The 25,769-nt window shown below is 54.4% G+C and carries 23 protein-coding genes, 1 pseudogene and 2 riboswitches; of the genes and pseudogenes, 22 read left to right on the forward strand and 2 right to left on the reverse strand.

The genetic code is table 11. From position 1 onward, the window contains the following. Positions 1–5: 5 nt before the first annotated feature. Positions 6–281: a DUF6171 family protein gene (locus tag ACQ76X_RS16845; protein WP_038588311.1), complete on the forward strand. Its 276-nt coding sequence runs from the start codon at positions 6–8 to the stop codon at positions 279–281. Between the two features lie 198 nt (positions 282–479). Here the strand turns inward: ACQ76X_RS16845 and ACQ76X_RS16850 are convergent, their stop codons facing one another. Next, entirely contained in the window at positions 480–1,457 is a 978-nt protein-coding gene (locus tag ACQ76X_RS16850) for an ArsR/SmtB family transcription factor (protein WP_438495109.1), read from the reverse strand. Between the two features lie 163 nt (positions 1,458–1,620). Then, positions 1,621–1,809: riboswitch (cobalamin riboswitch) on the forward strand. 262 nt (positions 1,810–2,071) lie between these two features. Here ACQ76X_RS16850 and ACQ76X_RS16855 point away from each other — a divergent pair. The 18 genes and pseudogenes from ACQ76X_RS16855 to ACQ76X_RS16940 all read left to right on the forward strand — a co-directional run bounded on the left by ACQ76X_RS16855 (position 2,072) and on the right by ACQ76X_RS16940 (position 20,310). After that, positions 2,072–2,836 carry an energy-coupling factor ABC transporter permease gene (locus tag ACQ76X_RS16855; RefSeq protein ID WP_438495110.1) on the forward strand — a complete coding sequence of 255 codons (765 nt, stop codon included), beginning with the start codon at positions 2,072–2,074 and terminating at the stop codon, positions 2,834–2,836. Then, a complete protein-coding gene (locus ACQ76X_RS16860) occupies positions 2,836–3,132 on the forward strand; it encodes an energy-coupling factor ABC transporter substrate-binding protein (RefSeq protein ID WP_038588318.1) in 297 nt (98 codons plus the stop codon). Before ACQ76X_RS16855 ends, ACQ76X_RS16860 begins: the two co-directional genes overlap by 1 nt. Further along, complete coding sequence (gene cbiQ, locus ACQ76X_RS16865) at positions 3,116–3,907, forward strand: cobalt ECF transporter T component CbiQ (protein WP_438495111.1); 792 nt, start codon at positions 3,116–3,118, stop codon at positions 3,905–3,907. Before ACQ76X_RS16860 ends, cbiQ begins: the two co-directional genes overlap by 17 nt. 70 nt (positions 3,908–3,977) lie before the next feature. Continuing rightward, positions 3,978–4,820, forward strand: a complete 843-nt coding sequence (locus ACQ76X_RS16870; RefSeq protein WP_438495112.1) for an energy-coupling factor ABC transporter ATP-binding protein — start codon at positions 3,978–3,980, stop codon at positions 4,818–4,820. Between the two features lie 126 nt (positions 4,821–4,946). Continuing rightward, positions 4,947–6,521, forward strand: coding sequence for a precorrin-3B C(17)-methyltransferase (gene cobJ, locus ACQ76X_RS16875; protein ID WP_438495113.1), 1,575 nt, complete (start codon positions 4,947–4,949; stop codon positions 6,519–6,521). Continuing rightward, positions 6,518–7,693 (forward strand): sirohydrochlorin chelatase, encoded by a 1,176-nt coding sequence (locus ACQ76X_RS16880; RefSeq protein ID WP_438495114.1) that lies wholly within the window; start codon positions 6,518–6,520, stop codon positions 7,691–7,693. Before cobJ ends, ACQ76X_RS16880 begins: the two co-directional genes overlap by 4 nt. A 5-nt stretch (positions 7,694–7,698) precedes the next feature. Beyond that, the gene (cobK, locus tag ACQ76X_RS16885; protein WP_438495115.1) at positions 7,699–8,484 is read left to right on the forward strand and encodes a precorrin-6A reductase; all 786 of its coding nucleotides are present in this window, start codon (positions 7,699–7,701) and stop codon (positions 8,482–8,484) included. A 44-nt stretch (positions 8,485–8,528) separates the two neighbouring features. Further along, positions 8,529–9,203: a precorrin-8X methylmutase gene (locus ACQ76X_RS16890; RefSeq protein WP_438495116.1), complete on the forward strand. Its 675-nt coding sequence runs from the start codon at positions 8,529–8,531 to the stop codon at positions 9,201–9,203. Between the two features lie 372 nt (positions 9,204–9,575). After that, positions 9,576–10,676, forward strand: coding sequence for a cobalt-precorrin-5B (C(1))-methyltransferase (locus ACQ76X_RS16895; protein ID WP_438495117.1), 1,101 nt, complete (start codon positions 9,576–9,578; stop codon positions 10,674–10,676). Then, positions 10,669–11,898 carry a precorrin-6y C5,15-methyltransferase (decarboxylating) subunit CbiE gene (cbiE, locus tag ACQ76X_RS16900; protein ID WP_438495118.1) on the forward strand — a complete coding sequence of 410 codons (1,230 nt, stop codon included), beginning with the start codon at positions 10,669–10,671 and terminating at the stop codon, positions 11,896–11,898. Before ACQ76X_RS16895 ends, cbiE begins: the two co-directional genes overlap by 8 nt. A gap of 1,092 nt (positions 11,899–12,990) precedes the next feature. Next, complete coding sequence (gene cobI / locus ACQ76X_RS16905) at positions 12,991–13,701, forward strand: precorrin-2 C(20)-methyltransferase (protein WP_438495172.1); 711 nt, start codon at positions 12,991–12,993, stop codon at positions 13,699–13,701. Next, positions 13,698–14,501 carry a precorrin-4 C(11)-methyltransferase gene (gene cobM / locus ACQ76X_RS16910; protein ID WP_438495119.1) on the forward strand — a complete coding sequence of 268 codons (804 nt, stop codon included), beginning with the start codon at positions 13,698–13,700 and terminating at the stop codon, positions 14,499–14,501. Before cobI ends, cobM begins: the two co-directional genes overlap by 4 nt. Then, entirely contained in the window at positions 14,494–15,609 is a 1,116-nt protein-coding gene (locus ACQ76X_RS16915; protein WP_438495120.1) for a cobalt-precorrin 5A hydrolase, read from the forward strand. Before cobM ends, ACQ76X_RS16915 begins: the two co-directional genes overlap by 8 nt. After that, positions 15,602–16,342: pseudogene (locus ACQ76X_RS16920) on the forward strand (cobyrinate a,c-diamide synthase); the annotation flags it as partial. The gene ACQ76X_RS16915 and the pseudogene ACQ76X_RS16920, both read left to right, overlap by 8 nt. Positions 16,343–16,618: 276 nt before the next feature. Next, positions 16,619–17,467 (forward strand): hypothetical protein, encoded by an 849-nt coding sequence (locus ACQ76X_RS16925; protein WP_438495173.1) that lies wholly within the window; start codon positions 16,619–16,621, stop codon positions 17,465–17,467. Positions 17,468–17,688: 221 nt separating this feature from the next. Further along, the gene (locus ACQ76X_RS16930) at positions 17,689–18,570 is read left to right on the forward strand and encodes an ROK family protein (protein WP_438495121.1); all 882 of its coding nucleotides are present in this window, start codon (positions 17,689–17,691) and stop codon (positions 18,568–18,570) included. Positions 18,571–18,779: 209 nt separating this feature from the next. After that, on the forward strand, positions 18,780–19,796 hold the full coding sequence (locus ACQ76X_RS16935) for an HRDC domain-containing protein (protein ID WP_438495122.1): 1,017 nt from the start codon (positions 18,780–18,782) through the stop codon (positions 19,794–19,796). 217 nt (positions 19,797–20,013) lie between these two features. Further along, positions 20,014–20,310 carry an immunity 53 family protein gene (locus tag ACQ76X_RS16940; RefSeq protein ID WP_076111532.1) on the forward strand — a complete coding sequence of 99 codons (297 nt, stop codon included), beginning with the start codon at positions 20,014–20,016 and terminating at the stop codon, positions 20,308–20,310. 97 nt (positions 20,311–20,407) lie between these two features. Here ACQ76X_RS16940 and corA read toward each other — a convergent pair whose 3' ends face one another. Further along, positions 20,408–21,343: a magnesium/cobalt transporter CorA gene (gene corA / locus ACQ76X_RS16945; RefSeq protein ID WP_038588344.1), complete on the reverse strand. Its 936-nt coding sequence runs from the start codon at positions 21,341–21,343 to the stop codon at positions 20,408–20,410. Positions 21,344–21,769: 426 nt separating this feature from the next. Next, a riboswitch (SAM riboswitch) is annotated at positions 21,770–21,903 on the forward strand. 118 nt (positions 21,904–22,021) lie between these two features. Between corA and metA the strand changes: the two genes are divergently transcribed. The 3 genes from metA to mqnC all read left to right on the forward strand — a co-directional run bounded on the left by metA (position 22,022) and on the right by mqnC (position 25,554). Next, a complete protein-coding gene (gene metA, locus ACQ76X_RS16950) occupies positions 22,022–22,939 on the forward strand; it encodes a homoserine O-acetyltransferase MetA (protein WP_438495123.1) in 918 nt (305 codons plus the stop codon). A 65-nt stretch (positions 22,940–23,004) separates the two neighbouring features. Continuing rightward, positions 23,005–24,183 carry an aminotransferase class I/II-fold pyridoxal phosphate-dependent enzyme gene (locus ACQ76X_RS16955; RefSeq protein WP_438495124.1) on the forward strand — a complete coding sequence of 393 codons (1,179 nt, stop codon included), beginning with the start codon at positions 23,005–23,007 and terminating at the stop codon, positions 24,181–24,183. Positions 24,184–24,417: 234 nt separating this feature from the next. Continuing rightward, complete coding sequence (gene mqnC, locus ACQ76X_RS16960; protein WP_438495125.1) at positions 24,418–25,554, forward strand: cyclic dehypoxanthinyl futalosine synthase; 1,137 nt, start codon at positions 24,418–24,420, stop codon at positions 25,552–25,554. Positions 25,555–25,769 lie beyond the last annotated feature (215 nt).

Consider the following 25,769-nt stretch of genomic DNA (forward strand, 5'->3'; position numbering starts at 1 on the left):
CCGATATGAGTACTTTATCGACCTGCAAGGGCTGCCGGGAAGAGTACAAGGTGACGGATGCCCAGATTGCCCGGATTCTGGCTTCATCAATGTTCACCCCGGACAACACCGCTTCAGATGAAGTATACAGGGAGCGGGTTGCCCTTTGCTCAGCCTGCCCGAAGCTCCAGGATGGCGTAACATGCACAGCCTGCGGCTGTATCATTCCGGTCGTGGCCAAGCTGAAGGAGCGTGGCTGCCCGTTGCCGGGCGGCGGATTGTGGAGTCCGGTCACTGAGTAGCGGTTCCGTCAAGCCGTTGGAGAACCTTTGTCACAGAGGAAGTGTCCATTGGCTGTGAATACCGGAAAGAACCCCCTGGAGTCCCAGGCATACTGAAACTTTAAACGCCCCATCCCTCGCGGTATTGTATCCACGAGTGATGGGGCGTTTGTTTGAGAAAAATTTATAGATGGGCTTGACAGAGCAGGCATCGCTTGGCTAGGAAACTGTTCCATTCCCATTGTCAGTACCTGCTGCTGCATCCCTTTTATCCGCGTCAGCACCATTGAATCCATCGGTATAGAACAGCTCTACGACCAGATCCTCGTTGTAATTGCCGAAGCCTTTGCCGAATAAGGTGAGGCCGCCGATATGTTCGGCATCCTCTTCCACCGAGAGCCTGAAGGTCCACTGCTTGTTGCGGATTGCAACCTGCTCCAGCGTAATGTCGGAGAGTTTTAAGCCGTCCATATAGGTTCCTTTTGGGGTAATGCGCAGCTGCTTGAGCAGGCCGTATTGATTGGTGTATGCCGGCCACCATGCAGGGGTATATTTCCCCGGGCTGTCTCCGTAATCGCCCGGGCTGGTCCAATACCCGAGCTTCTGGCCATTCAGCGTGAACGCAATATCCGAAGGCCAGTTATTATTGGTTGACGGTGCTTCGGAGGCAATCTCCATCGTAATGATGAGCTCCTCCGGCTGCTGGCTGGACAACAGGAAGTTGGGTATTTTGTATTCAACATAACCTTTGCCAAACCAGAGAATTCCGGCATTCATCCGCTCCATATCCCAGAAATAACGCGGATCGTCGAAGCTGCCGATGATATGCTCGGTAGTGGCCAGCCCGCAGGTTGGCTCTATCTCAAAGTCGGAATAATGTCCGACCGGTATTTCTTTCCGGTGACCCTTGCGCTCTGCTTTGGCCTGAATTGGGAAGATGATCTCCACACCTTCAGCGGCAAGAGAACAAATCTTCTGCAGTCCACTTCGTCCGGGAGCCATATGGGTGCGGATCAGGCCGGCCGTTTCCAGCTTGCGCACATGCATTGTCATAATGGCGCTGCTCAGCTTGACCGCTCCCGCCAATTCCTTTACGTTCATGGGCTGAACAGCAAGCAGCTGCAGCATTCGCAGACGTACAGCGCTTGAGAGCGCCTCGTACACCGGCAGGGAATCTTCGGTAAGATCAAGTTTCATTTTCTGGGTACGCCTCCGGATTCAAGTTATATAGTTAATAATTATATTACTTAAATGGCTTTCTTACAACCCGTAGGGTTCAACGGATGGTGCGCTGGAGAACTTTGCCGCTCCACTTTTATCACAGACACCGCCCGGCGAAGTCCACTATAATGTACAGGACAAATTAGCGATAAGACAAGGTGCCCTTGTAACTACAAGGGGTAACAGGGAATCGGGTGCAAATCCCGAGCGGTCCCGCCACTGTAAGGAAGAGCTGAACTTCAGCATGTCACTCGGCAAACAGCCGGGGAAGACGAAGGAAGGCGTTATGATCCCGAGCCAGGAGACCTACCTTGTTTGCGCGCACCACGACTCTACGCGGATAGGAGCGGTGTACGAATTGGTTAAAGAGATGAAGGCATGCAGTTTTGGAGACGGTGGATTTTGAAGATTTGGTACAGAGCAAGTGCCAGCTTCAGCTCCCCCACATTACAATTCTGCGATTCTCCGCGCTGTTGCAGCGCGACCACCATCTCTTACATATCTGATGACGTACATAGCACTCCCACCCCCCGGGGCGGGAGTTTTTGATTTGATGACGCACAAAATGACGAATCGATGGAGGGAAAAGGATGAACAAACGCAGATTTTGGAGTTTTGCTGCACTCATTGCCGGATTTACCGTTTATTTTTTGCTGAATGAGCCGGGCACTGCTAACGCGATGCATATTATGGAGGGTTTTCTGCCGGTAGGCTGGGCCGTATTCTGGTGGGCGGCGTTTCTGCCGTTTTTTGCCCTTGGAGTCCTTAAGCTGAAGAAAATGACCAAGGACAACCCGGAGCTGAAGCTGCTGCTTGGGCTGGCGGGTGCATTTACCTTTGTATTGTCGGCACTCAAAATGCCTTCCGTAACCGGAAGCAGCTCCCACCCTACAGGAACGGGACTTGGTGCTGTAATGCTGGGGCCGCTGCCGATGAGCGTAATCGGGTCTGTTGTGCTGCTGTTCCAGGCGCTGCTGCTGGCACACGGGGGGATAACGACACTCGGTGCGAATGCCTTTTCGATGGCGGTGGCCGGTCCTTTTGCCGGGTATGCGGTCTATAAGCTGATGATGAAGGTGAATGGACGTGAAAAGCTGGCAGTCTTTATGGCGGCGGCAGTGGCCGATCTCATGACGTATGTGGTGACCTCGGTTCAGCTTGCAGTGGCTTTTCCGGCGGCAGACGGAGGTGTGCTGGCTTCTCTGATTAAGTTCGGCGGTATTTTTGCCGTGACGCAGATTCCGCTCGCCATCAGCGAGGGGCTGCTGACCGTGCTGCTCTGGAACTGGCTGAAATCCTACAGCCCGAATGAGCTGTCGCTGCTGAAACGGCAAACCAAGGGAGGAAGTCTGTGATGAGCAATAAGTGGAAAAATGGGTTGATGCTGCTGGCGGTGATTTTGCTGGTGGTGCTGCCTCTGCTGCTGGTGAACGGGGAATTCGGCGGGGCTGACGATGCCGCAGAGGGTGTAATTACAGAGATTGATCCCGGTTATGAGCCCTGGTTCAAACCGCTGACCGAGCTGCCTGGCGAAACGGAAAGCATGCTGTTCGCGCTGCAGGCGGCGATCGGGGCCGGAGTGATTGGCTATTCCATCGGCCTGCTGAAAGGCAGACAGGACCGGCGCAAGCTTAATGATCAGAAGAATTGATGCGTTATCCTACAGCAATGCGCTGAGGCAGTTGCCCGCGATGTGGAAAAGCCTGTTCGCAGCGTTCATGTTCATCCTTTCCTATGCGCTTCATCCGGCCTTGCAGCTTGTGATTGCGGGCTGGATGACCGTGTGGTGCGTCCTGTACGCCAAAATCCCGCTGCGCGCTTACGGCCTGCTGTTTGGTACGGCACTTTTGTTCTTTTGTCTGAGCCTGCCGGCACTATTGCTTGAAATTGGCCGTCCAACTGCCGGTGAGGCGGTAATGTCCTTGCAGCTCCCGGCTTCGACTCGTTCACTATACATTACAGCGGAGGGACTGCACCGGGCAGGGTTGCTGCTGGCGCGCGTGTTGGCCTGCCTGACCTGCTGCTTTTTTATCATATTTACAACACCGTTCGGAGAATTGCTGCAGGTACTCCGCAGGCTGCGGATGCCGCAGATCGTACTGGAGCTCATGCTGATTATGTACCGTTTTCTGTTCCTGCTGAGCGATACCGCACATGGAATGATGCTGGCCCGGCGGCTGCGCGGCGGCAGGAGAGGACGGGTGGCCAAACTGCGGGAAGTTGAGGGAATGGCGGGCTCACTGTTTGCGAATACGATGCACCGCTACTACGGGCTGTCGCAAGGGCTGATAACCCGGGGGTACATGGGTGAGATCATTTTGCCGCCTTATGTGTCACGCCCGGTGCCGCGCAGATTCGCGGTTCAGGCCTGCACCGGTATTTCCCTGCTGCTGCTCGCTCAGCTATGGATCTTGCGGAGCTGGTGATTTCTTGATTAGGGAAGCGGCCAACGGCAGGAGTTAAAGTGGAGACTGAACTAAGAGTAAGGAGATTGCAATGAATAACGAATATAGCCTGGTCTTTGAGGGGGTCGCCTACAGTTATCCGGACACGGCGGAACCTGCGCTGCGGGAGCTGACTGTCTCCATCCCCAAAGGACGAAAAACAGCAGTGCTCGGCCACAACGGCTCCGGCAAATCAACCTTGTTCCTGCATGCGGTTGGCGTACTGCGTCCGCAGAAAGGCAAGGTGCTGCAGGGCGGTACCCCGCTAACCTATTCCAAAAAAGAGCTGGCCGCCCTGCGCCGCCGCGTGGGCCTCGTCTTTCAGGACCCCGAGCAGCAGCTGATTCTTAGTACGCCTATCGAGGATATTTCTTTCGGACTGCGGGGGACGGGCATGGATGAGGCCGCTATTCAGAAGCGCTGCCTGGAAGTGCTGGAGCAGCTGAATCTGCTGGCTCTGCAAGACAAGCCGGTTCATCAGCTCAGTCTGGGCCAAAAAAAGCGCACGGCGCTCGCAGGGGTCATGGCGATGGAGCCGGAGCTGATTTTGCTGGATGAGCCGACCTCCTATCTGGACCCGCTCTCCGAGAGACAGCTGCTTGCGGGACTTGAGAGCATTTATGCCAAGGGCACCACGGTGGTCATGGCGACGCATGATATGAATCTGGCCTACCGCTGGGCGGACTGGATCATCGTGGTGGATAAAGGCGTCTGCCGGGCAGCCGGATCGCCGGAGGATATTTTTGCAGACGGGGAAGACATTCGGGCGATCGGCCTTGACCTGCCGCTGCTCGCTGATTTATGGCATAGCCTGCCCGGCCGTTTGACTGCCGGGCAGACTGCTCCCCGGAATGCAGAAGAGTTCAAAGCCATTCTGAAGCGGGAAATTCAATAGAGTGATTACGTCAATGACAGATGTGAAAGTACCTGATTGGGCAGAAGCATCTGCTAGATATAGAGCGTTGTAGCAAGCAGCAGGGAAAGCATGAAATCAAGTTATTTTGTGGACGGGGGAAAAAGGATGAAGAAACAAGGAAAGCTGCTGATTATCGGCTTTGGCCCCGGTGCCCTGGAGCATATTACAGGCCGCGCACTGGCTGCGCTTGAGGAAAGTGAAGCTGTTATCGGCTATAACACCTATGTAGAGCTGATCAAGCCGCTGCTGAAGCATCAGGAAATTGTCGGCACCGGTATGACCGAAGAGGTCAGCCGGGCCCAGGAAGCGGTGCGCAGGGCGGAAGCGGGACAGAGCATTGCGGTCATTTCCAGTGGGGATGCAGGTGTGTACGGGATGGCCGGACTGGTGTACGAGGTGCTGATCGAACGGGGCTGGAAGCGTGCGGGCGGTGTGGAAGTTGAGGTGATTCCCGGAATATCGGCGATCCAGTCCTGCTCCTCACTGCTGGGAGCGCCGATTATGCATGATGCCTGCACGATCAGCCTGAGCGATCATCTAACGCCGTGGGAGAGCATCGCGGCGCGTGTCGATGCGGCGGGTGCGGCGGATTTTGTAATTGCCTTCTATAATCCGCGCAGCGGCAAACGGACGCGGCAGATTGAGGAAGCCCGCAGCATTTTGCTTCGCTACCGCGATCCGTCCACGCCGGTTGGCATTGTCAAAAGCGCCTACCGTGACCGCCAGCAGACGGTTGTAACTACGCTGCAGGATATGCTGGAGCATGAGATCGGCATGCTCTCCACAGTTGTGGTCGGCAACTCCGCGACTACCGTCTATGAAGGTCTGATGGTGACGCCGCGCGGCTATGAGCGCAAGTACAGTCTTGGCGCCGAGACGCAGGCGCTGAAGCCGCATGAGCGGCTGCGGACAGCGGCAGAGCCGTGGTCGCTGGCTGCGGCGGCGGTTGCCGCAGAGGCCGCAGCAGAGGCGAATGACGCTGCTGGCTCTATGGGCAGCGCGGCTACTGCGGAGAGCGGAGCTGCTTCTGTAGCGGCCCGGACGGAGCTGCCTAAGGCTTTTGCTTCCGCCGTTTCGCCGGCGGTGCAATTCGAAGCCTCCGAACTGGAGGTTTCGCCGGCACTTGGCAGCCATAGATATAGCGGCGCACAGATGGCGCTGCTTGCGGAGCTTGCAGGCGATGAAGGTCAGCTGGTGTATACGCGGGACGGACATTTTTTGCTGCGCAGTAGTGGGGCTGAGCAGGAGGATAAGGCGTACCGGCTGGCAAAGGCCGGGCTGAATGTGAGCCTGCCGGGGGATTTTGTGAAAGTGAAGACGTGCGGCTTCTGTGAATTAAGAAAGAAAGACGGGCTTAATGCGGCTATCCGCCTTCATAAGCTGCTCCACGGACGGCCGGTGCCGCGGGAACTTCAGATCGGTGTAGCTGGTTGCGGCATGGCCTGCAGCTCAGCTGTGCTGGAGGATATCGGCGTAGTGTACTCCAAGGGCAGCTTCGATCTGTACCTTGGCGGGAAGAAGTCGGGACGAGGCGCACATGCAGGCAGCCTGTTCCGCGAAGGAATGAATGAAGATGAGCTCATAGCCGCAGTTACAGCGATTGCCCTGCGATACGGTTCGCAGGGCAAAATCAATGAACGGTTTTATACATTTTTTCAGCATGGGGGCCACAACGAATGAAAACAGTATTGCTCGTAGGACACGGCAGCCGGGTAGCGGAGGGCAACGATGAACTACGGAAATTCACAAGTGAGCTTGCTGCCCGCAAGCCGGAGCTGACCTTTGTAACCTGCTTTATAGAACTGGCTTCGCCTTCGATTGCTGAGGGCATAGAGCTTTGTGTAAAAGGAGGCGCTTCGACGGTTTACGTGGTACCGATTATTTTGTTCGCGGCTGGCCATTCCAAGCTGGACATTCCGCTGGCCATTGACCAGGCGAAGCTAAAGTATCCCGGCGTGGAATTTGTGTACGGACGTCCGGTCGGCGTGCAGGAGCGGGCGGTGGATATTTTGCTGGACCGGATCGCAGAAGCAACTGCGTGGAGACAGCCGGACCAGCCGGAAGACAAGATGCTGACATCGGGGGAGAATACGAGTGACGCGGGTGTGAAAATCTCGAAAGTGGAGGACCAAGACACCATTATTCTTGTTATGGGCCGTGGAGGCAGCGATCCTGATGCCAACAGTGATTTCTATAAGCTGACCCGCCTGCTGTGGGAAAGGACTGCTTATAAAAGCGTAGAGGGCTGCTTTATCGCCATTGCCAAACCTTCGCTGCCCGAGGGACTGGAACGTTGTCTGGCATTGGGTGCGCGTAAAATTGTGGTGCTGCCGTATCTGCTTTTCACCGGAGTACTGATGAAGCAGTTTTCCGATATCATCTCGCAGTTCGCTGCCGGGCATCCGGAGGTCGAGGTTGAGCAAGGCAGTTACCTTGGTTCTCACCCGCTGCTGTCCGACATGCTTGCGGAGCGAATTGAAGAGACATTGGAAGGCCAATCCTTCGCCAACTGCGATAACTGCAAATACCGTGTTGAGGCGGCCGCACACCACCATCATCACCACCACCTTGGTGAGGAAGATCATGAAGAGGGACACGGGCATGATCATCATCATGGGGAAGAGCATAATCACGAGCATGGGCATCACCTCCATCACCATCATCACGGAGAAAACCATAACCAGGAGCACGGGCGATGTGGCCATAATCATGCGGCTCATGGGCATCAGTGCTGCAGCGGGCAGCATGAACAGGAGCATCACTCCGAGATGGATACGGACGGCAAGATACAGCCTGGGCAGGACCCTTCAGTACAGGCAGTATCTTCAGCTAACGGACCGAAGGAATTCTGAACGCTATGATATTTATGTTGTGCGGAACGAGTGATGCCCGGGAATTAGCGTTGACCTTGTCATGTCACGGACTGCCGCTGGTGGCCTCTGTCGTGACGCCAAGTGCAGCGGAGCGGCTTGAAGCAGCCGCAATACGGACTGCGGTTGGCAGGTTGGACCTCCCGGGGATGATCTCCTTTTTGCAAGAGGGGAATTACAGTGTTGTAGTAGACGCAAGCCATCCCTTTGCACTTGAGGCCCATGCCAATGCAATGGCCGCTGCGGAAGCGCTGGGGCTACCCTATTTTCGCTACGAGCGGCGAAGCCTTCATTTTGACAGTCATCCCCGGTTGATTTGTGTAGATTCTTATGAAGCTGCGGCCCGCAAAGCAAAACAATTAAAAGGCTCGGTCATGCTGACCACTGGTGGGAAAACACTGGAGATTTTTGCGGAGCAGCTGCTCGGCGATCCGGAGGTGCGCCTGACGGTCAGGCTGCTGCCCTGCCTGGAGAACATCGAGAAATGCCTTGCGCTTGGGATAGAACAGCGGAATATTATTGGGATGCAGGGTCCTTTTTCAAGGGGAATGAACGAAGCGATGTACCGGCAATACGGCACGCAGGTCATGATCACTAAGGAGAGCGGAGCCGAGGGATCTCTTGATGAGAAGCTGCATGCTGCACTGGATATGGGGCTTTATGTCATTTTGATAACACGTCCGGACACGCCTTATTGCGATTTTGGCAGTGTCTATCATGCAATGGATGAGATAGCTGGTGCGGTAAAAGCAGTACTGGCGGTGCATGACTGAAACGATGTGGAAACATCTATTGAATTATGAAAAGGGGAATGGACGTGGACTTTGGAACGGATTTCAAACCGCTGACGGTGCAGCCGCAGGAAATTGAGAGCTTGAGCTTTCAAATGATCACGAAGGAACTGGGAGTACATTATTTTAACGCTATGCAGTATCCGGTGGTGCAGCGGATCATCCACGCATCTGCCGATTTCGAGCTGGGGCGGAGTCTGGTGTTTCATCCCCGGGCGATTGAAGCGGGTATAGCTGCCATTCTGCAGGGCAAGCCGATCATTGCCGATGTGCGGATGGTAGAGGCCGGTATCGCCAAGGAAAGGATACATAAATACGGCGGAGATGTCAGGGTGCATATTTCCGATCCGGATGTCATCGAAGAAGCCAAAATGCTGGGGACGACCCGGGCAATTGTCGCAACGCGCAAAGCTTGTAATGAAGCTCCCGGCGGGATATATGTTATCGGCAATGCGCCCACGGCGCTGCTGGAGTTGATTCGTCTGGTAAAAGAAGGAGCGGCCCATCCCGGACTCGTCATCGGCATGCCCGTTGGTTTCGTATCCGCTGCCGAATCCAAAGATGAGCTGCGCAAGCTGGACATTCCCTACATTACGAACATAGGCCGCAAAGGCGGCAGTACGGTCGTTGTAGCAGCGGTGAATGCCTTAAGCCTGCTGGCTGTCCGGCAGGACACTGAGCAACAGGAATCTGGACGGTAGGCAGCAAGGTAGGGTTTTATACGAATAAAGAATAAATAATCATAGAAGTCGGGAACTAAGAAGAAACAAGCCAAGACAAGCCAAGAAGACAAGCCAAGACAAGAAGAAGCGAATTAATGAGAACCAAAGAGAGAGTAGAACATGCAGACCACAAGTGAAAAGAAACATCAAGTAAGTACTAAGAAGCATTAAGAGCACTAATAAGCTAAGAAGCACTAAGAGCACTAATAAGCTAAGAAGCACTAAGAGCGCTAAGAGCAATAAGAGCAATAAGTACGTAGAAGCACTAAGTTAAAATCTAGTGAGTCAAGCAAGTACAGCAATTACCGGTATCAACAGAGACCCATAACATACAGCAAAGAAGGGATCGGCATGACCGAGGAGACCGCTTCGAAACCTATGCGCCGGGGTTATACCACCGGCGCCTGTGCTGCCGCCGCAGCCAAAGGCGCGGCACTCCTGCTGATCACAGGCGATGCGCAGGAGAGCGTGGAGCTTTACTTGCCGGCGGGATTCCGGCATACCTTCGAACTGACCGGATGGCAGCGTCAGGATAATTTCACGGCAACCTGTGCCACGGTGAAGGATGCCGGGGATGACCCGGATGCCACTCACCGGGCCTGGATCGAGGCCACAGTTAGTTGGCTGGAACATCCCGGTGTGGAGATTGACGGCGGGCGGGGCGTCGGCAGAGTAACGAAGCCGGGGCTGCCGGTAGCGGTAGGAGAAGCCGCGATCAATCCGGTGCCCCGTCGTATGATTCTGGAAGCTGTATCCGAGGTGCTGGAAGAGCGTGGCGCCGCCCGGGGACTGCGGGTGGTAATCAGTGTGCCCGAAGGCGAAGCCATTGCGCTCAAGACTCTCAATCCGCGCCTTGGCATCGTAGGAGGTATTTCGATACTCGGCACAAGGGGAGTAGTTACGCCGTTCTCCACTGAAGCCTATAAGGCGAGTGTGGTTCAGGCCATATCGGTTGCAGCTGCTACAGGGAACAGGGGGCTGATCCTCACTACCGGCGGCAGCAGTGAAAAATATGCCATGGCAATGTTCCCGGAGCTTCCGGAGGAAGCTTTTATCCAGATGGGCGAATACGTGGGGTTCTCTCTCGGCCATGCCAAAGCCTTTGGATTCAGCAAGGTGACGCTTGTCGGCATGGCGGGCAAATATTCCAAAGTAGCACAGGGAGCCATGCTGATTCACTCGAAAAATGCGCCGGTTGATTTCGGTTTCCTGTCCCAAGTAGCGTCCGAAGCCGGGGTTGACGAAGAACTGGTGCAGGAGATTGCTGCCGCCAATACGGCTTCGCAGGTTGTGGACATGATGACGGCAGCCGGGAATTACGCTTTTTTTGAACAATTATGCCTTCATGCCTGCAGACATTGCCTGATTCACATGAATGGGGAGATGACGGTAGAAATGGTGCTGATCACGATGAAAGGCCGAGTGCTGGGAAGGGCGGAAATCTGTGGCTAATGTAATTTATATCATCGGTATTGGCGAGGATGGCGCAGGCGGGCTGACGCCGGGTAGCTTGAGAAAAGTGCAGGAGAGCGAGGTACTGCTCGGCGGGGAGAGGCAACTGTCGTTTTTCAGCCGGTACGATGGGGAAAAGATCACGCTGCAGGGCGGGCTGAAGCCTTTTGCCGATAAGCTGGAGGGATTGTGGAAAGCGGGAAAACGTATTGCAGTGCTGGCTTCGGGGGATCCGCTGTTTTTTGGGATTGGCGGCTACCTTGCCAAAAGGTTCGGGCCGGAGCAGGTCGAAGTGATTCCGCATTACAGCAGTGTGCAGCTTGCTTTTTCCCGGCTGGGTGACAGCTGGCAGGATGCAGAGCTTATCAGTCTGCACGGCAGGCCGATTAACGGGCTGGCCCAGCGGATTGACGGCAGGCAGAAGATTGCTCTTTTGACGGATGAAGTCAATACTCCTGCGCGGATTGCAGCTTACCTGCGGGAGTTTGGCATGACGGAGTATCAGGCTTTTGTCTGCGAGCGGTTGGGCGGCCCGGAAGAGGTCTGCCGGTTCTGGGAACTGGAGGAGCTGGAGCAGGCGGAGTTTGCAGCACTAAATGTAGTGATTCTGCGGCGGAAGCCGGGAAGTACGGTGGAGGTGCGGCGCGGATTCGCATATCCCGATGAGGTGTTCCAGCAGCGAAAGCCGGAAAAGGGCCTGATTACCAAACGAGAGGTCCGCGCTTTTGTCCTGTCGGAGCTGAATCTGTCCGAGGATGCGATTGTCTGGGATATCGGCTCCGGCTCCGGTGCAGTAGCGGTGGAGTGTGCGCGGATTGCCCGTCTTGGCAGGGTCTATGCCCTGGAAAAAGGGGCAGATAATCTGCCCAACATTGAAGCCAACCGGCGGAAGTTTCGTGCGGATTTTGCAATTATCCATGAAAAAGCCCCGCAGGGGCTGGATAAGCTTCCAGACCCTGACGCTGTGTTCATCGGCGGCAGCGGTGGCGAGCTGGCAGCTATAATTGCACATAGTGCGGCCCGGCTGCGGCCCGGAGGGCGGATCGTTGTGGGAGCCATCACGATTGAGACGCTGTATGGCAGCATGGAGGCGCTGGCACTCGCCGGATTTGCTCCGGAAGTAACGATGCTGCAGGCCTCACGGGGCAAACCGATTCTTGGCATGACCCGGTTTGAAGGGTTGAATCCCGTCTATTTGGTCAGCGGCCAAAAGACGGTTTAACCGATGAACGCTGCAGGGCAGCGAAAGATAGGTATGAGGCGGATAGCGGCTGCGGTGCGAAAAAGGTAGCGATACGAAGACGACTAGACGGCTACGGTACGAATAAGGTAACGATACGAGGACGACTAGACGGCTATGGTGCGAAGAAGGTAGCGATACGAAGGCGACTAGACGGCTACGATGCGAAGAAGGTAGCGATATGAGGATGACTAGACGGCTACGGTGCGAAGAAGGTAGCGATACGAAGACGGCTAAATGGCTACGTGCGAAGAAGGTAGCGATACGAGAACGACTAGACGGCTACGGTGCAAAGAAGGTAGCGATACGAGAACGACTAGACGGCACGATGCGAAGAAGGTAGCGATACGAGGATAGCTATGTGCAGAGGCGGACCCCAGCGACGTTATTTTATCAATGAGCCTTAGTTTTCCAAGTAAACGGACCCCAGCGTCGCTATTTCATTCGCTGGGCTGTACCGTGGAGGTAAATGATGTGAATAACGTCTCTGGAGTCCGAGAAGAGGGAAAAACAGCAAGAAATCTGCAAATAGCGCCTCTCCAGTCCGCGTAGCCACCAGTTGCTCGGATCATGAGTGATGGACCAAGCATTCTGTGCCAATCCCCCTTGAGAAGCTGAGTGCCGCATCCATCAGTTGCAAGGGAATCATCTGACTATCGTCCGGATATGCAATCGGCAATCTAAAGCGAAGCACATGGAAGATTAATCCAAATCTGAGTTAGTCACTACCAGATTTAGTCAATAACAGCTTCAGTCCATACGTGCACCCGTGCGTGCCAATCCGAACTCTTATATGCATACCTGCGTGCCGTACATACACGAAACTGTCGTCGCATATATCCCCCTGCCATAGGCAGTGGTGATCTAAAGATATATCCAAGTAAACATACAGCTCAATAAAAGGAGAAACTGGAGATGACAAACAATCAAGCGGAACCGCAACTGGTGCCCACAAGCGGGCAGTATACTGCCGGTGAAGGGACAGCCCAAGCGATGGCCCAAACTGCTGTGGAAAAGTATGAGTTTGTTGACGGCCAGCTGGAGGCCGAGAGTGAAATTGAGTCTAAGGCTGCTTTGCTGGCTGTAGGTACCTTGTATGGAGTGGGTGTCGGTCCCGGGGACCCGGAGCTGATTACGGTCAAAGCCTGCCGTCTGTTGAAAGAATGTCCGGTGATCGCCTATCCGGCTGCCAAAAAAGGCGGCAAATCCTATGCACAGGAGATCGTCGACACCTATGTAAATGAGGAGGAAAAGGTCATGCTGGGACTTGTGTTTCCGATGACCAAAGACCCTGTGCAGCTGGAGAACGGGTGGCGCTGGACTGTGGAGCTGTGCTGGAATGAGCTGCGCCTTGGCAATGATGTTGCTTTTGTGACGGAGGGTGACCCCAATCTGTACAGCACCTTTATTCATCTGGCCCGTTTAATGCAAGAGCAGCATCCCGTTGTGCCGATTGTATCGGTTCCCGGAATTTCTTCGGTGCTGGGTGCCGCTGCGGCACTCGAACAGCCGCTTGCCGACGGCGATCAGCGGGTGGGTATTATTCCGGCTACCGATGACCGCGAGGCGCTGAAGGAAGCACTGCTGCATCATGATACTGTAGTGTTCCTTAAGGTGGCGAAGGTGCTTGATCTGGTGCTGGAGGTGCTGGATGAACTGGGTCTTGGAGGAAAAGCGTCCGTTGTCACCAAGGTGACTTCTCCCTATGAGACCGTCTGGCGGGATGCCCGCGAGCTGCGCGGCTCGGATCTGGAGTATTTGAGTCTGATGGTGGTGAGCAAATGACGGAAGTACAGCTGGAACCTAAGGTTTACATCGTCGGGGCAGGACCCGGCGATCCTGAGCTGATTACCGTTAAGGGCAGCCGTATTCTGCGCTCGGCCGATCTCGTATTGTACGCCGATTCGCTGGTCAGTGAAGAGCTGATCTCCAGCGCGAAGCCCGGTGCTGAGGTGCTGCAAAGCTCAGGGATGGATCTGGAGCGACAGGTGGAGCTGATGGCAGAAGCGGTGCAGGCCGGCAAAAGCGTAGCACGTGTGCACACAGGCGACCCCTCGATGTATGGTGCGATCCTGGAGCAGATGTCGCTGCTGAAGCTGTGCGGCGTCGGCTATGAGATCGTGCCGGGTGTCAGCTCTGTTTTTGCCTCAGCGGCGGCGCTTGGCGCGGAGCTGACGGTGCCGGAGCTGACGCAGACGGTCATTCTGACCCGTGCCGAAGGGCGCACGCCCGTGCCCGAGCGCGAGCAGCTGCGCCGTCTGGCCAGCCATCACTGCACGGTGGCGCTGTTCCTCAGCGCTTCACTGGCCGGACACGCGGCGGAGGAATTCCTCGCCGCCGGGTGGAGTCCGGACACGCCTGTGGCTGTGGTCAAACGGGCCACCTGGCCGGATCAGCAGATTCTGCGGACAACGGTAGAGGGATTGGAGACTGACCTGCGTGAAGCGGGCATTACGATGCATGCGATGATTCTGGCCGGCTGGGCGCTGGATCCAGGGCTGGTCGACCGCGATGCCCACCGCTCAAAGCTGTACGACAAGACGTTTACCCACGGCTGCCGGGAAGGGACCGGCAATCATGGATAAGGAATATGCGGCAGTCGCCATCACGCGGAACGGCATTAAGCTTGCGCTGAGGCTGGGGGAGCAACTGGGCGGTACCGAAGTATTCTGCTACGCCAAGTACAGCGGGGAGCTTGAAGCGATACCGGGGGAACGCCGGATATTTGCCGAGCCGCTAAAAGAGCTGCTGCCGGTCTTATTCCAACGTTATGAGGCTTTGATTCTTTTCTTCTCGCTTGGCGCAGCGGTAAGATTAGCTGCGCCATTGCTGCAGGACAAAAAAACCGACCCCGCCGTCATCGTGATTGACGAACGCGGAGAGCATGTAATCAGCATGCTCTCCGGCCATTTGGGCGGGGCCAACAGGCTGACGCTGCAGATTGCCGGGCTGCTGGACAGCCATCCCGTGATCACAACCGCCTCGGATGTTCAGGGGACGTTCGCGGTGGACTTGATAGGCCGTGAATTCGGCTGGCGGCCGGAGAGCTTCGCCCACATGAAGGCGGTGAGCGCCGCCTTGGTGAACGGCGAGAGGGTAGCCTTCCTGCAGGAGCGCGGGGAGCGCGGCTGGCTGCACACTGGAGCGGCATTGCCCGAGCATGTGCAGCTCTGCGGCGATATGGCTGAAATGCGCGCGGCTTCCTTCAGCGCGGCAATTGTCGTAACTGACCGGCTGCTGAAAGCGCCGGAAGCGGCGGTGCTGCCGGAACGGACCGTAGTCTACCGACCGCGCAGCCTGGTGCTCGGCTTGGGCTGCAACCGCGGCACTTCGGCGGCGGAGCTGGAAGCCGTGGTAGAGGAAACTCTGGCAGAGCTGGGGCTGTCCCTCCTAAGCGTGCGAAATGCGGCCACTGCCGGGATCAAAGGTGATGAAGCCGGACTGCTCGCTTTGTGCGCCAAGCACGGCTGGGAGCTGGCTTTGTATCCGCCGGAGCAGCTGAATACGGTGCCGCTGGACCAGCCGTCAGAGATCGTATTCAAGGCGACCGGAGCCTATGGTGTTTGCGAGCCTGCAGCCCTTTTGTCTTCCGGTGCGAGGGACTTGCTTTTGCCCAAGAAAAAAAGCGGCAATGTGACGATTGCCGTGGCCAGGGTTATTTTTGACAGGGGGGAGGAAGACGCAGATGTATGAGCGGGAAGGAGACGGGCTTCCGTTGCAGCGGCGTGCCCGCATCCTTGTAGCTGGTACAGGCAGCGGTTCGGGAAAAACGACGGTAACGCTTGGACTGATGCGGGCCTTTGCCCGGCTTGGACTAAACGTGCAGGGCTTCAAATGCGGCCCGGATTATATTGATCCGGCCTATCATGCCGCTGTCACCGGACGATCACCCCGGAATCTTGATTCCTGGATGACCTCAGGTCAGTATTTGCTGGAGTACTTTCTGCGCTCCTCAGCGGAAGCGGATCTTTCGGTGATCGAAGGGGTCATGGGGCTATATGACGGCAAAGAAGCGACAGGGCTAACCGGCTCAACCGCCGAGATCGCCATCCTGACAGACAGCCCGGTATTGCTGGTGCTCGATGTCCGCAGCATGGGCCGCAGTGCGGCGGCAATGGTGCTGGGCTTCCAGCAGCTGGAGCCGCGCGTACGTATTGCCGCGGTTATCGTGAACCGCTGCGGCAGTGCCAGCCATTACCAGACGGTGAAGGCGGCGATTGAAGCCGCCTGCGGGATTCCCGTGCTGGGCTGGCTGCTGCGGGATAGCGGGCTTGACATTCCGGAGCGGCATTTGGGCCTGCTGCCCGCCGTTGAGCGGGGGGAGCTGAAGCCCTTGTTCGACCGTGCCGCCGATCTGCTGGCGGAGGGCACCGACCTCTCGGTGCTGCTGCAGCTTGCCGGAGCAGCGCCCCCGCTGCGGCATCCGCTCCTCTTACCGGAGATCCCGCTGGCAGAGATCTCCCTGTTTGGCGACCCTCCACAGGACGGGTCGCCAGCTGAAGACTACCCGGCGGCGGCGTCCGGTTGCCTGCGTGAAGATCAACCGGCAGGCATCGCGGAAACAGGATTGCCAACTAATCCAGCTCCCGGTTTGCACCTTTCCGGGGGTGTGGAAAGTGAACGGGCAGCATCTTCCCAGCGGCCAGAAAAGCCGACAACCGGCAGCGAATCCGCGGCGGTATCCCCAGCCGTATCCCATGCCGTGTCCCATGCTGTATCACTAGGCGGCCATCTTCCCATCGCTCCGTCACTTGCGTCAGCCAGCTACCAGTCACCGGTTCACCCTATCGCTCCGTCACTTGCGTCAGCCAGCCACCAGCCGCCGGTTCGCCCGATCCCTCCGTCACTCGCGTCAGCTAGCTCCAGGCCGGTTCACCCCATCCATCCGTCCCTTGAACCAGCCGACTACCGCCCGGTTCTTGCCGTCGCCCGTGATGCGGCATTTAATTTCTATTACACCGACAATCTGGAGCTTTTGGTTCAAGCCGGTGCAAGACTAGTTGAATTCAGCCCGCTGCGCGGCGAGGGCATTCCGCCGGATGCGGACGGCATCTATATCGGCGGCGGGTTTCCAGAAGAGTTCGCTTCCGTGATCGCGGGGAACAAGGCTTTCCTGAACGGCATCCGGTCAGCTGCGGCGGACGGAATGCCGCTCTATGCCGAATGTGGCGGTTATATGGTACTGGTCCGCAGTCTGACCGACCGCAGCGGGAACTTGCATGAGATGGCCGGGATTATTCCGGCCCATACGGTTATGCAGGAACGCCGTGCGGCGCTTGGTTACCGGGAAGTTACCGCGATCAGGGACTGCCTGCTGCTGCAGCAGGGAGAGACGCTGCGCGGACATGAATTTCATTACTCCGTCATGAGTTATGACTATGGAGAGCCGAGGACCTTTGCGTATGAGAGCAAAGGGAGGGGCGGCAGCCAGCCGGAAGGTTATGTAAGCGGCAATGTGATGGCAGCTTATGCCCATATTCATCTAGCTTCTTATCTGCCGGCGGCCGCACGGTTTGTCGCAGCATGCCGGACCTATCATGAACGTAAGTAAGCCAGAGCTTTACCAGCTATGACAAAGGACAAAACAGCTGCTCCGGTTAAACAGGGGATAGCGTGTAATGTCCTTTTTTTTCGGGAAACAGAAGTATGTCAACCGCTTGTCATAACCCTGCAACCCACGTATAATAAAGGCAAGAGAGCGCTTTAATATTGTATAACTACCGGTAGAGCCTGATAACGGCCAGCCGTTCATGGAGAAGGGGGAACACTGCAATGAAATTGTTGGGAGCGATTGAAGCAGGGGGAACGAAGTTTGTATGCGGAGTGGGGAATGAGGACGGGACGATAATTGACCGGGTCAGCTTTCCAACGACAACGCCCGAAGAGACGATGGGACTCGTGATCGACTATTTTGGCAATAAACAAGTGGAAGCTATCGGCATTGGCTCATTTGGACCCATTGATCCGGTGCTAGGCAGCCCTACGTATGGATATATTACGACGACTCCGAAACCTCACTGGGGACAATATAATTTGGTAGGAGCCGTAGGCGGACAATTCAATGTGCCGATCGGTTTTGATACGGATGTGAATGGAGCAGCGTTGGGTGAATACAAATGGGGCGCGGCTCAGGGGCTGGACAGCTGTCTTTATATTACCGTTGGCACAGGTATCGGGGCCGGGGCAGTGGTCGGCGGTGAGCTGATTCACGGCTTATCCCATCCTGAAATGGGGCATATTCTCGTGCCGCGCCATCCGGAGGACAACTTTGCAGGCTTTTGCCCTTATCATGGGGATTGCCTGGAAGGCCTGGCTGCAGGTCCGGCAATCGGCAGCCGTTGGGGCCAGCCGGCAGGCGAGCTGCCTGCGGATCACCCGGCTTGGGCCATGGAGGCCCATTATCTGGCGCATGCACTAATGAATTATGTGCTTATTCTGTCTCCGCAGAAGATCGTTATGGGCGGCGGTGTCATGAAGCAGAGCCAGCTGTTCCCGTTAATCCATGCTAAGCTGCAAGAGTTGCTGGGGGGCTATGTGCAGCATCCTGCGTTGAATGAAGGCATCGGCAACTATGTTGTTTCACCACAGCTTGGAGACAATGCCGGACTGTCCGGAGCGCTTGGATTAGCCAAAATAGCATTGGACAGAGCCTAGCACAAAAAGAGATTGACTGTTCGGCAATCTATGGTATCCTAGGATTTAACAGTATAGCATTTAAGAGGGAGCACCTCTTTCACGTTCAGCGTGAGAGAGGTGCTTTTTGTGCGTTCAAGGGGTCTATATAGCAGTCGTGCTCTATAGATCGGAAGCTCCGGCGTTGACGCGATCATGCTTGCTGTAAGACGAGGAAGGTAGGGATCGGGATGCAGATCGTATTTATGAACCGGTTGTCGAGAATGTCAGGGGCGGACCAGGAGGCGTTTGCCCAGCTATGGATTGGCGAGGAAGAAGGCATTTGGAGTCTGGGCTGGCGCGATTTTTCCGGAGCCGAGGAGCTGAGCGACAACATTTGGTATGAGGGCGGCTCATGGAATGAGATGTTATGTGTATACAGGCATGAGCTGGCGGTAAAGATGGGGGACGGCTACCGTCCGTTAATCGACGGTGTATTCCATGAAGAAGAAGGTCTGAACAGCCGTAATCAGGAGCAGCTCAAGCTGCAGCATTACAGCGAACAGCACGCTAACGAAGCCATTTATGAGGAGCTCTGCGCCTGGCGCAGGGGCAGGGCATCCAGTGAGCGCAAAGCGCCTTATATTCTGGCCAGCAACCGTCTGCTGCGGATGCTCAGCGCATTTCTTCCCCGCACGCCGGAGGAACTGCTGCAAATCCCCGGGGTCGGCGAGGGAAAGGCTTCGCAATATGGGGGCGAATGGCTGAACATCACTTCGGGAGCTTCGCGTGATCACAGTTATCCGCTGAGCTGGGTCAACGAGGCTGTTGAAGAGGAAGCTTTCAGCTCATGGCTTTATAAGCAGAAAGAGCTTAAGTACAAGAAACAGCTGGAACGGTTGCGGCTGCGGCGCATAGTGCTCCAGGGGATTGAAAACGGCCTGGGAATGGACCAGCTCAAAGCGACGAGCGGGGTTAGCCGCCGTGAAGTGCTCGAAGCGGTAGAAGAACTGGAGAAGGACGGATATTCCGTGGAGAAGCTGATTGAGCTGGAACTACAGGGAATTTCACCAAACGAGCAGGACAGTATATGGACCGCCTATGAACTGTTGGGCGATTCCTTCCTGAAGCCTGTGCTGTATAAAGCATACGGAGAGGAATTTTCACCTGCTGAAGGGCTGGATATGTATTATGAACGGCTGCGGCTGATCCGGATCCGTTTCCGGCGCGGTACGGAGAACGGAGTGGAAATGGCTACGGGGTTTTAGAATAAGGCTTTCGATGCCGAGGCGAAATGAAGTTGCCTAAGCGAAAGAATTGTAGCTAAGCGGGATTTTTCCCTTGCAGGAGAGAGTTCCGCTTAGGTTTTTTTTTGATTTGTATTACAAAATATGCAAACAGGGTAATGAACATTAACCTTTAGGCAGATGATCAAAGGGGATTTGCGGATCGCCGCTGAACATATTCTGGATTGGAGCTGTATACATGAATGTCTTACAATGGCTTGAAGTGTGGTATTCACGGCAATGTGACGGAGATTGGGAACACAGTCAGGTTGTCAGCATCACGACACTTGATAATCCCGGGTGGTCTGTTGACATTTTTCTGGGGGGAACCGAACTGGAGGATAAAGGTTTTGAACTGCTGAATATTGACAGGTCGGATGTCGACTGGGTATACGGTAAGGTAAGCGATAATATTTTCCAGGGAAGAGGAGGAGTGAACAATTTAGAAGAGATCCTACAAATATTTCAGCAATGGGCAATGCTTAACGAAGATTAGGAAATGATGCTATTCAGCTTCTTCTAAACAAAAAGACGAAGGCTTCCATTCCCTTGCGGTACTGGTGCCTTCGCCTAGCGTATTCGCCCGTTGTTGTTCATAGCCAATCCTTTTTGCGGAAAACAAACAGCATCCCGCAGCCGAGCGTCACCATAACGGCAATAACGCCATAGTAGCCGTACTCTGAATGGGTCTCGGGAATATTGTCAAAGTTCATCCCGTAGATCCCGGTAATTACGGTCAGCGGCATGAATATCGTTGTAATGGCTGTAAATACTCTCATAATTTCGTTGGCACGGTTGGCAATACTCGATTGGTACGCCTCGCGCAAGTTGCCCATAAGATCGCGGTAGGTCTCGAAGGTTTCAGAGATTTTGACCGCATTTTCATAAATATCGCTAAAATACTTCTGCAGCTGGTCATCGATCAGGCGGAGGTCTTTTTTATTTAGGGTGTTGATAACCTCTTTCTGCGGTCCAAGCATCTTCTTCAGCCAGAGAATTTCGCTGCGCAGACCGATAATCTCGCTAAGATGCGATTTCTTGGTATGCATAAGGATATCCTCTTCCAGCTTCTCAATCCGCACTTCAATCCGGTCGCCGACGGAGAAATAGTTATCCACGACAGTGTCGATCAGATGGTACAGGAAGCGGTCTGGCTCGCTGACCTCCTGCTCCCACAGGATGGGTTTCAGCACACGCAGTTCATGGATCTTTTGTTTGGTGACGGTAATAATGTAATGTCTGCCGAGAAACACGTTCAGTGCACGGAGGAAAATCTCCTCGTCATCAAAACGGATACTGTTGACAACTATAAAATAATGGCTTTCATAAATTTCAATCTTCGGGCGCTGCTCCTCTTCGCTGAGGCAATCCTCAACGGCCAGGTCATGCAGATTGTATAGGGGCTGAAGCAGCTCCAAATCCTCAACATCCGCATCAATCCAGTAGAAGCCCTCTGTAGGGGCTGTCAGTGTTTCTTCAATATCCTCAATAGTTGTAAAAACCCCTGCGTTCACCAGCCGGATTTTCATCTGATTCACTCCTTCTGTCCCCGGTCTTCTCCAGGGATATGCTAATTAAAGCACAGAGAAAAAAATCAGCTTGGCCGGTGGTACAATCAATGAATCAGGCCAAATGACGTTTCGAGAGCATGAAGAAGAACTGCTCCCGCCGCCGGCAAGCTGATGTTAATCCTGTGTGGTAGCTCACTTTGCACGCTTAACTGCGCACCCGGGTCGCCTTCCATTCTTCTCTCACCTCTTCTTTTCGTCATTTATGGTATGAAACACTTGTCTAGTATAACGCCGGGGTATGCCTCTTTCAAGCAAAATTCTTTTCACTTTTCAGGGGCTCTTTAGCATTGTATGGACTTGACGAAAAGGAGGTTCATGATTTAAAGTGAATTTTAAGAAAAACAACGTTTGACATTTTAGATTTTTCTAACTGAATACAGCTAAATCTTATCAAGAGCAGGTGGAGGGACTAGCCCGATGAAACCCGGCAACCGGCGTGTGAACGCACGGTGCTAATTCTTGCGGAAGCTTTGCAGGGGATATTTGAATCCCGGCAGAAGTTCTCTGGCAGATGAGAGAGGCGCATATGACTGCAAATCTATGACCTTTCTCGCCCGAGAAAGGTCTTTTTTGGTTGTATTTTAAACACAAGCCGTATTAGCGGCACTCAAATTCAGTTAAGGAGTGGACACAACAATGCCAATTAAAATTCCCGACAGCTTGCCGGCCAAAGAGGTATTATCCGGGGAGAATATCTTTGTAATGGATGAAAGCCAGGCCTTCCACCAGGACATCCGCCCCTTGAGAATCGCTATTCTGAATTTAATGCCGACTAAGGAAACAACGGAAACGCAGCTGCTGCGCCTAATCGGAAACTCGCCGCTTCAGGTTGATGTGATTCTGCTGCATCCCAGCTCCCATACCTCCAAGAACACTTCGGCAGAGCACTTGAAGAGCTTTTATAAAACCTTTGACGAAATCAGCCACCGCCGTCTGGATGGATTAATTGTTACCGGCGCCCCGGTAGAACAGATGGAGTTCGAGGATGTGAACTACTGGGAAGAGCTGAAAGAAATCTTCGAATGGAGCAAACACAACGTTACGTCGACCATGCATATCTGTTGGGCTGCCCAGGCAGGACTGTATCACCACTTTGGAGTGCGCAAGGTTAGCTTGGACGAGAAATGCTTCGGAGTTTTCCCGCACACCCTGAGCCATAATAACGTCAAGCTGCTGCGCGGATTTGACGAAGTGTTCCATGTTCCACATTCCCGCCATACCGACATTTCCCGTGAGGATATCCTCGCTAATCCGGATCTGCAGATTCTGGCCGAATCGGAGGAAGCCGGGATTTATCTGGTAGCGACACATGACGGCAGACAGATTTTCGTTACCGGTCATTCTGAATATGATCCTTTTTCCCTCAAATGGGAGTATGACCGGGATGTAGCCAAGGGGATGGATGTCGCACTGCCGAAGCATTACTATCCAAAGGATGATCCGCAGCGCACACCGCCGGCCGTCTGGCGGGCCCATGCCAACTTATTGTTTGCCAATTGGCTCAATTACTATGTATACCAGGAGACTCCTTACGATATTGGGCCGATTATTTAAAGGAGAAGACGTTAACTGCTTCACACTATATAGAATAATTCACACCACATTTAGGAGGCTTACAGATGGACGAGAAACTTAGGATTGAAAGCAGACTGGCGCAAATTGGTTCACAGGAAGATCCCGCTACAGGGGCAGTAAATTATCCGATTTATAATGCAACGGCATTCCGCCACCCTAGACTCGGACAAAGCACAGGTTTTGACTACAGCCGCACCAAAAGCCCAACCCGCTCCGTGCTGGAAGAGGCGGCTGCGGAGCTGGAATCCGGGGACGCCGGTTTTGCCTGCAGCTCCGGGATGGCTGCGCTGACCACAGTGTTTGCGCTGTTCGGGCATGGTGACCATCTGGTGGTCTCGCTGGATCTGTACGGAGGAACATACCGGCTGCTGGAGCGGATTCTGTCCAAGTACGGGATCACAGCCTCCTATGTGGATACAAACGATCTTGATGCGCTGGAAGCGGCACGCCTTCCGAATACGAAGGCTGTATTTATTGAAACCCCGACCAATCCGCTGATGATGATTACGGATGTATCAGCCGTGTGTACGTGGGCCCGCCGCCATGGGCTGCTCACAATCGTAGACAATACGCTGCTTACCCCGTTCTTCCAGCGTCCGCTGGAACTCGGCGCGGATATTATTGTCCACAGTGCCACCAAATATTTGGGTGGCCATAACGATGTCCTTGCGGGTCTTATCGTTACCAAGGGCACCGAGCTGTCGGCAGAAATGGCCATTCTTCATAACTCTCTGGGCGCCGTGCTTGCACCAAATGACAGCTACCAGCTGATGAAAGGCATGAAGACGCTGGCCCTGCGTATGGAGCGGCATGAGAGCAATGCGCTGGAATTGGCTCATTATCTGCTGGAGCACCCGGCTATTGCAGAGGTATTCCATCCGGGGTTGCCTGATCACCCGGGCTACGAGATTCAGAACCGCCAGTCCTCCGGCAACACCGGGATCTTCTCCTTCAAGGTAAAAGACGCCAGATATGTGGAGCCGCTGCTCCGCCATATCCGCCTGATCGCCTTCGCCGAAAGCCTGGGCGGTGTCGAGTCGCTGATGACCTATCCGGCGGTGCAGACCCATGCCGACATTCCAGTCGAGATTCGCGATGCCGTAGGCGTGGATGACCGCCTGCTGCGCTTCTCCGTCGGAATAGAGCATGTGAATGATCTGAAGAGCGATCTCAGCCAGGCGCTGGAAGCAGCGCGGATCGAGCTTGAGGAAGCTGCGAATTAAGTAAAAACAGACGGATGATAAAGGTACCGGCAGCAGCGCCGCTTGATGGTGCTGCTGTTTTTTGTTTTATTAGGAATGTAAAAACATGCCTGCCTCGGCTGAGGAATCTCGTGTACGCAAAAAGTTTCTCAAGCCGCCCTGATTGTGATACGATGAAGAAACGAGCTTATTCAAATGTTATACAAATTTAATTCATCCATCATACTAAATGGGCTTAAGAGGAGGCTGCGAACGATGAGTGCGATAGATCTTATTCTGGATAAGACGCTGAAGGGCGAACGTCTTCAATTGGAGGACACTATCCGGTTGTTCGAGAGCAACGAAATTGAGAAAATGGGCGCTGCCGCAGATATTATTATGAAACGCTGGCACCCGGACCCGCTGGCCACATTCGTGATCGGCCGCAATATTAACTACACTAATGTGTGCGATGTGTACTGCCGTTTCTGCGCATTTTACCGCAGACCCGGCTCCGAGGAGGGCTATGTGCTTCCGGATGAGACCATCTATCAAAAAATTGCCGAAACCATAGCCGTAAACGGCACGGAAATCCTCATGCAGGGCGGCACGAATCCGAATCTGCCGTTCAGCTACTATACGGATCTGCTGCGCGGCATTAAGCAGCGTTTCCCGGAAATTACGATGCATTCCTTCTCCCCGGCGGAGATTATGAAGATGAAGGAAGTGTCCGGCCTTTCACTGGAAGAGGTGGTGCGGGAGATTCATGCCGCAGGACTAGATTCGCTGCCCGGCGGTGGAGCGGAAATTCTTGATGACCGTACCCGCCGCAAGATCAGCCGGCTGAAAGGCTCCTGGCGTGAATGGATGGACGTTATGCAGACCGCACATAAAATTGGCATGAACACGACCGCAACGATGGTTATTGGCCTGGGAGAGAGTATGGAAGAGCGCGCCCTTCATTTGCTGCGTGTACGTGAAGCTCAAGATGAGTGTATCGCCAATAAATATGACTCCGAAGGATTCCTGGCCTTCATCTCCTGGACATTCCAGCCGGACAACACTAACCTGAAGCTGGACAGACAGACGCCGGAGGAATACCTGAAGACGGTAGCCATCAGCCGGCTTGCGCTGGATAATATCAAGAACTTCCAATCCTCCTGGGTAACGATGGGTCCTGAGGTTGGCAAGTTGTCTTTGCAATACGGCTGCAACGATTTCGGCAGTACAATGATTGAAGAGAACGTGGTTTCCTCGGCGGGTGCGACCTACAAGGTCAACATCGAGTCGATCACCCAGCTTATCCGTGAGGCGGGCAAGATCCCGGCGCAGCGCAACACACGCTACGATATTCTGCGGACGTTTGAAGACGCCAATGCAAAGATCGACAATGATTTTGTGATGCAGAACTAGAAAGCTCCGCTGATATTCTAAGTTTAATATACCTTCATATCAATACGTTAGAGCACCTGTCCGTGTACTTGGCAATTCACGGGCGGGTGCTTTTTGCTGTGTGCCCTGCGTGGTGATAACTAACCAGCGGCTATGTCGAATCTACTAATATTTCAAGTTTTACAAAACTATTTATTAGATTTGATAAACTTCGACAGATTCCTTAACTTTGTCAT

This window comes from Paenibacillus sp. IHBB 3054 (assembly GCF_051594305.1).
Classification (GTDB): Bacteria; Bacillota; Bacilli; order Paenibacillales; family Paenibacillaceae; genus Paenibacillus_AQ.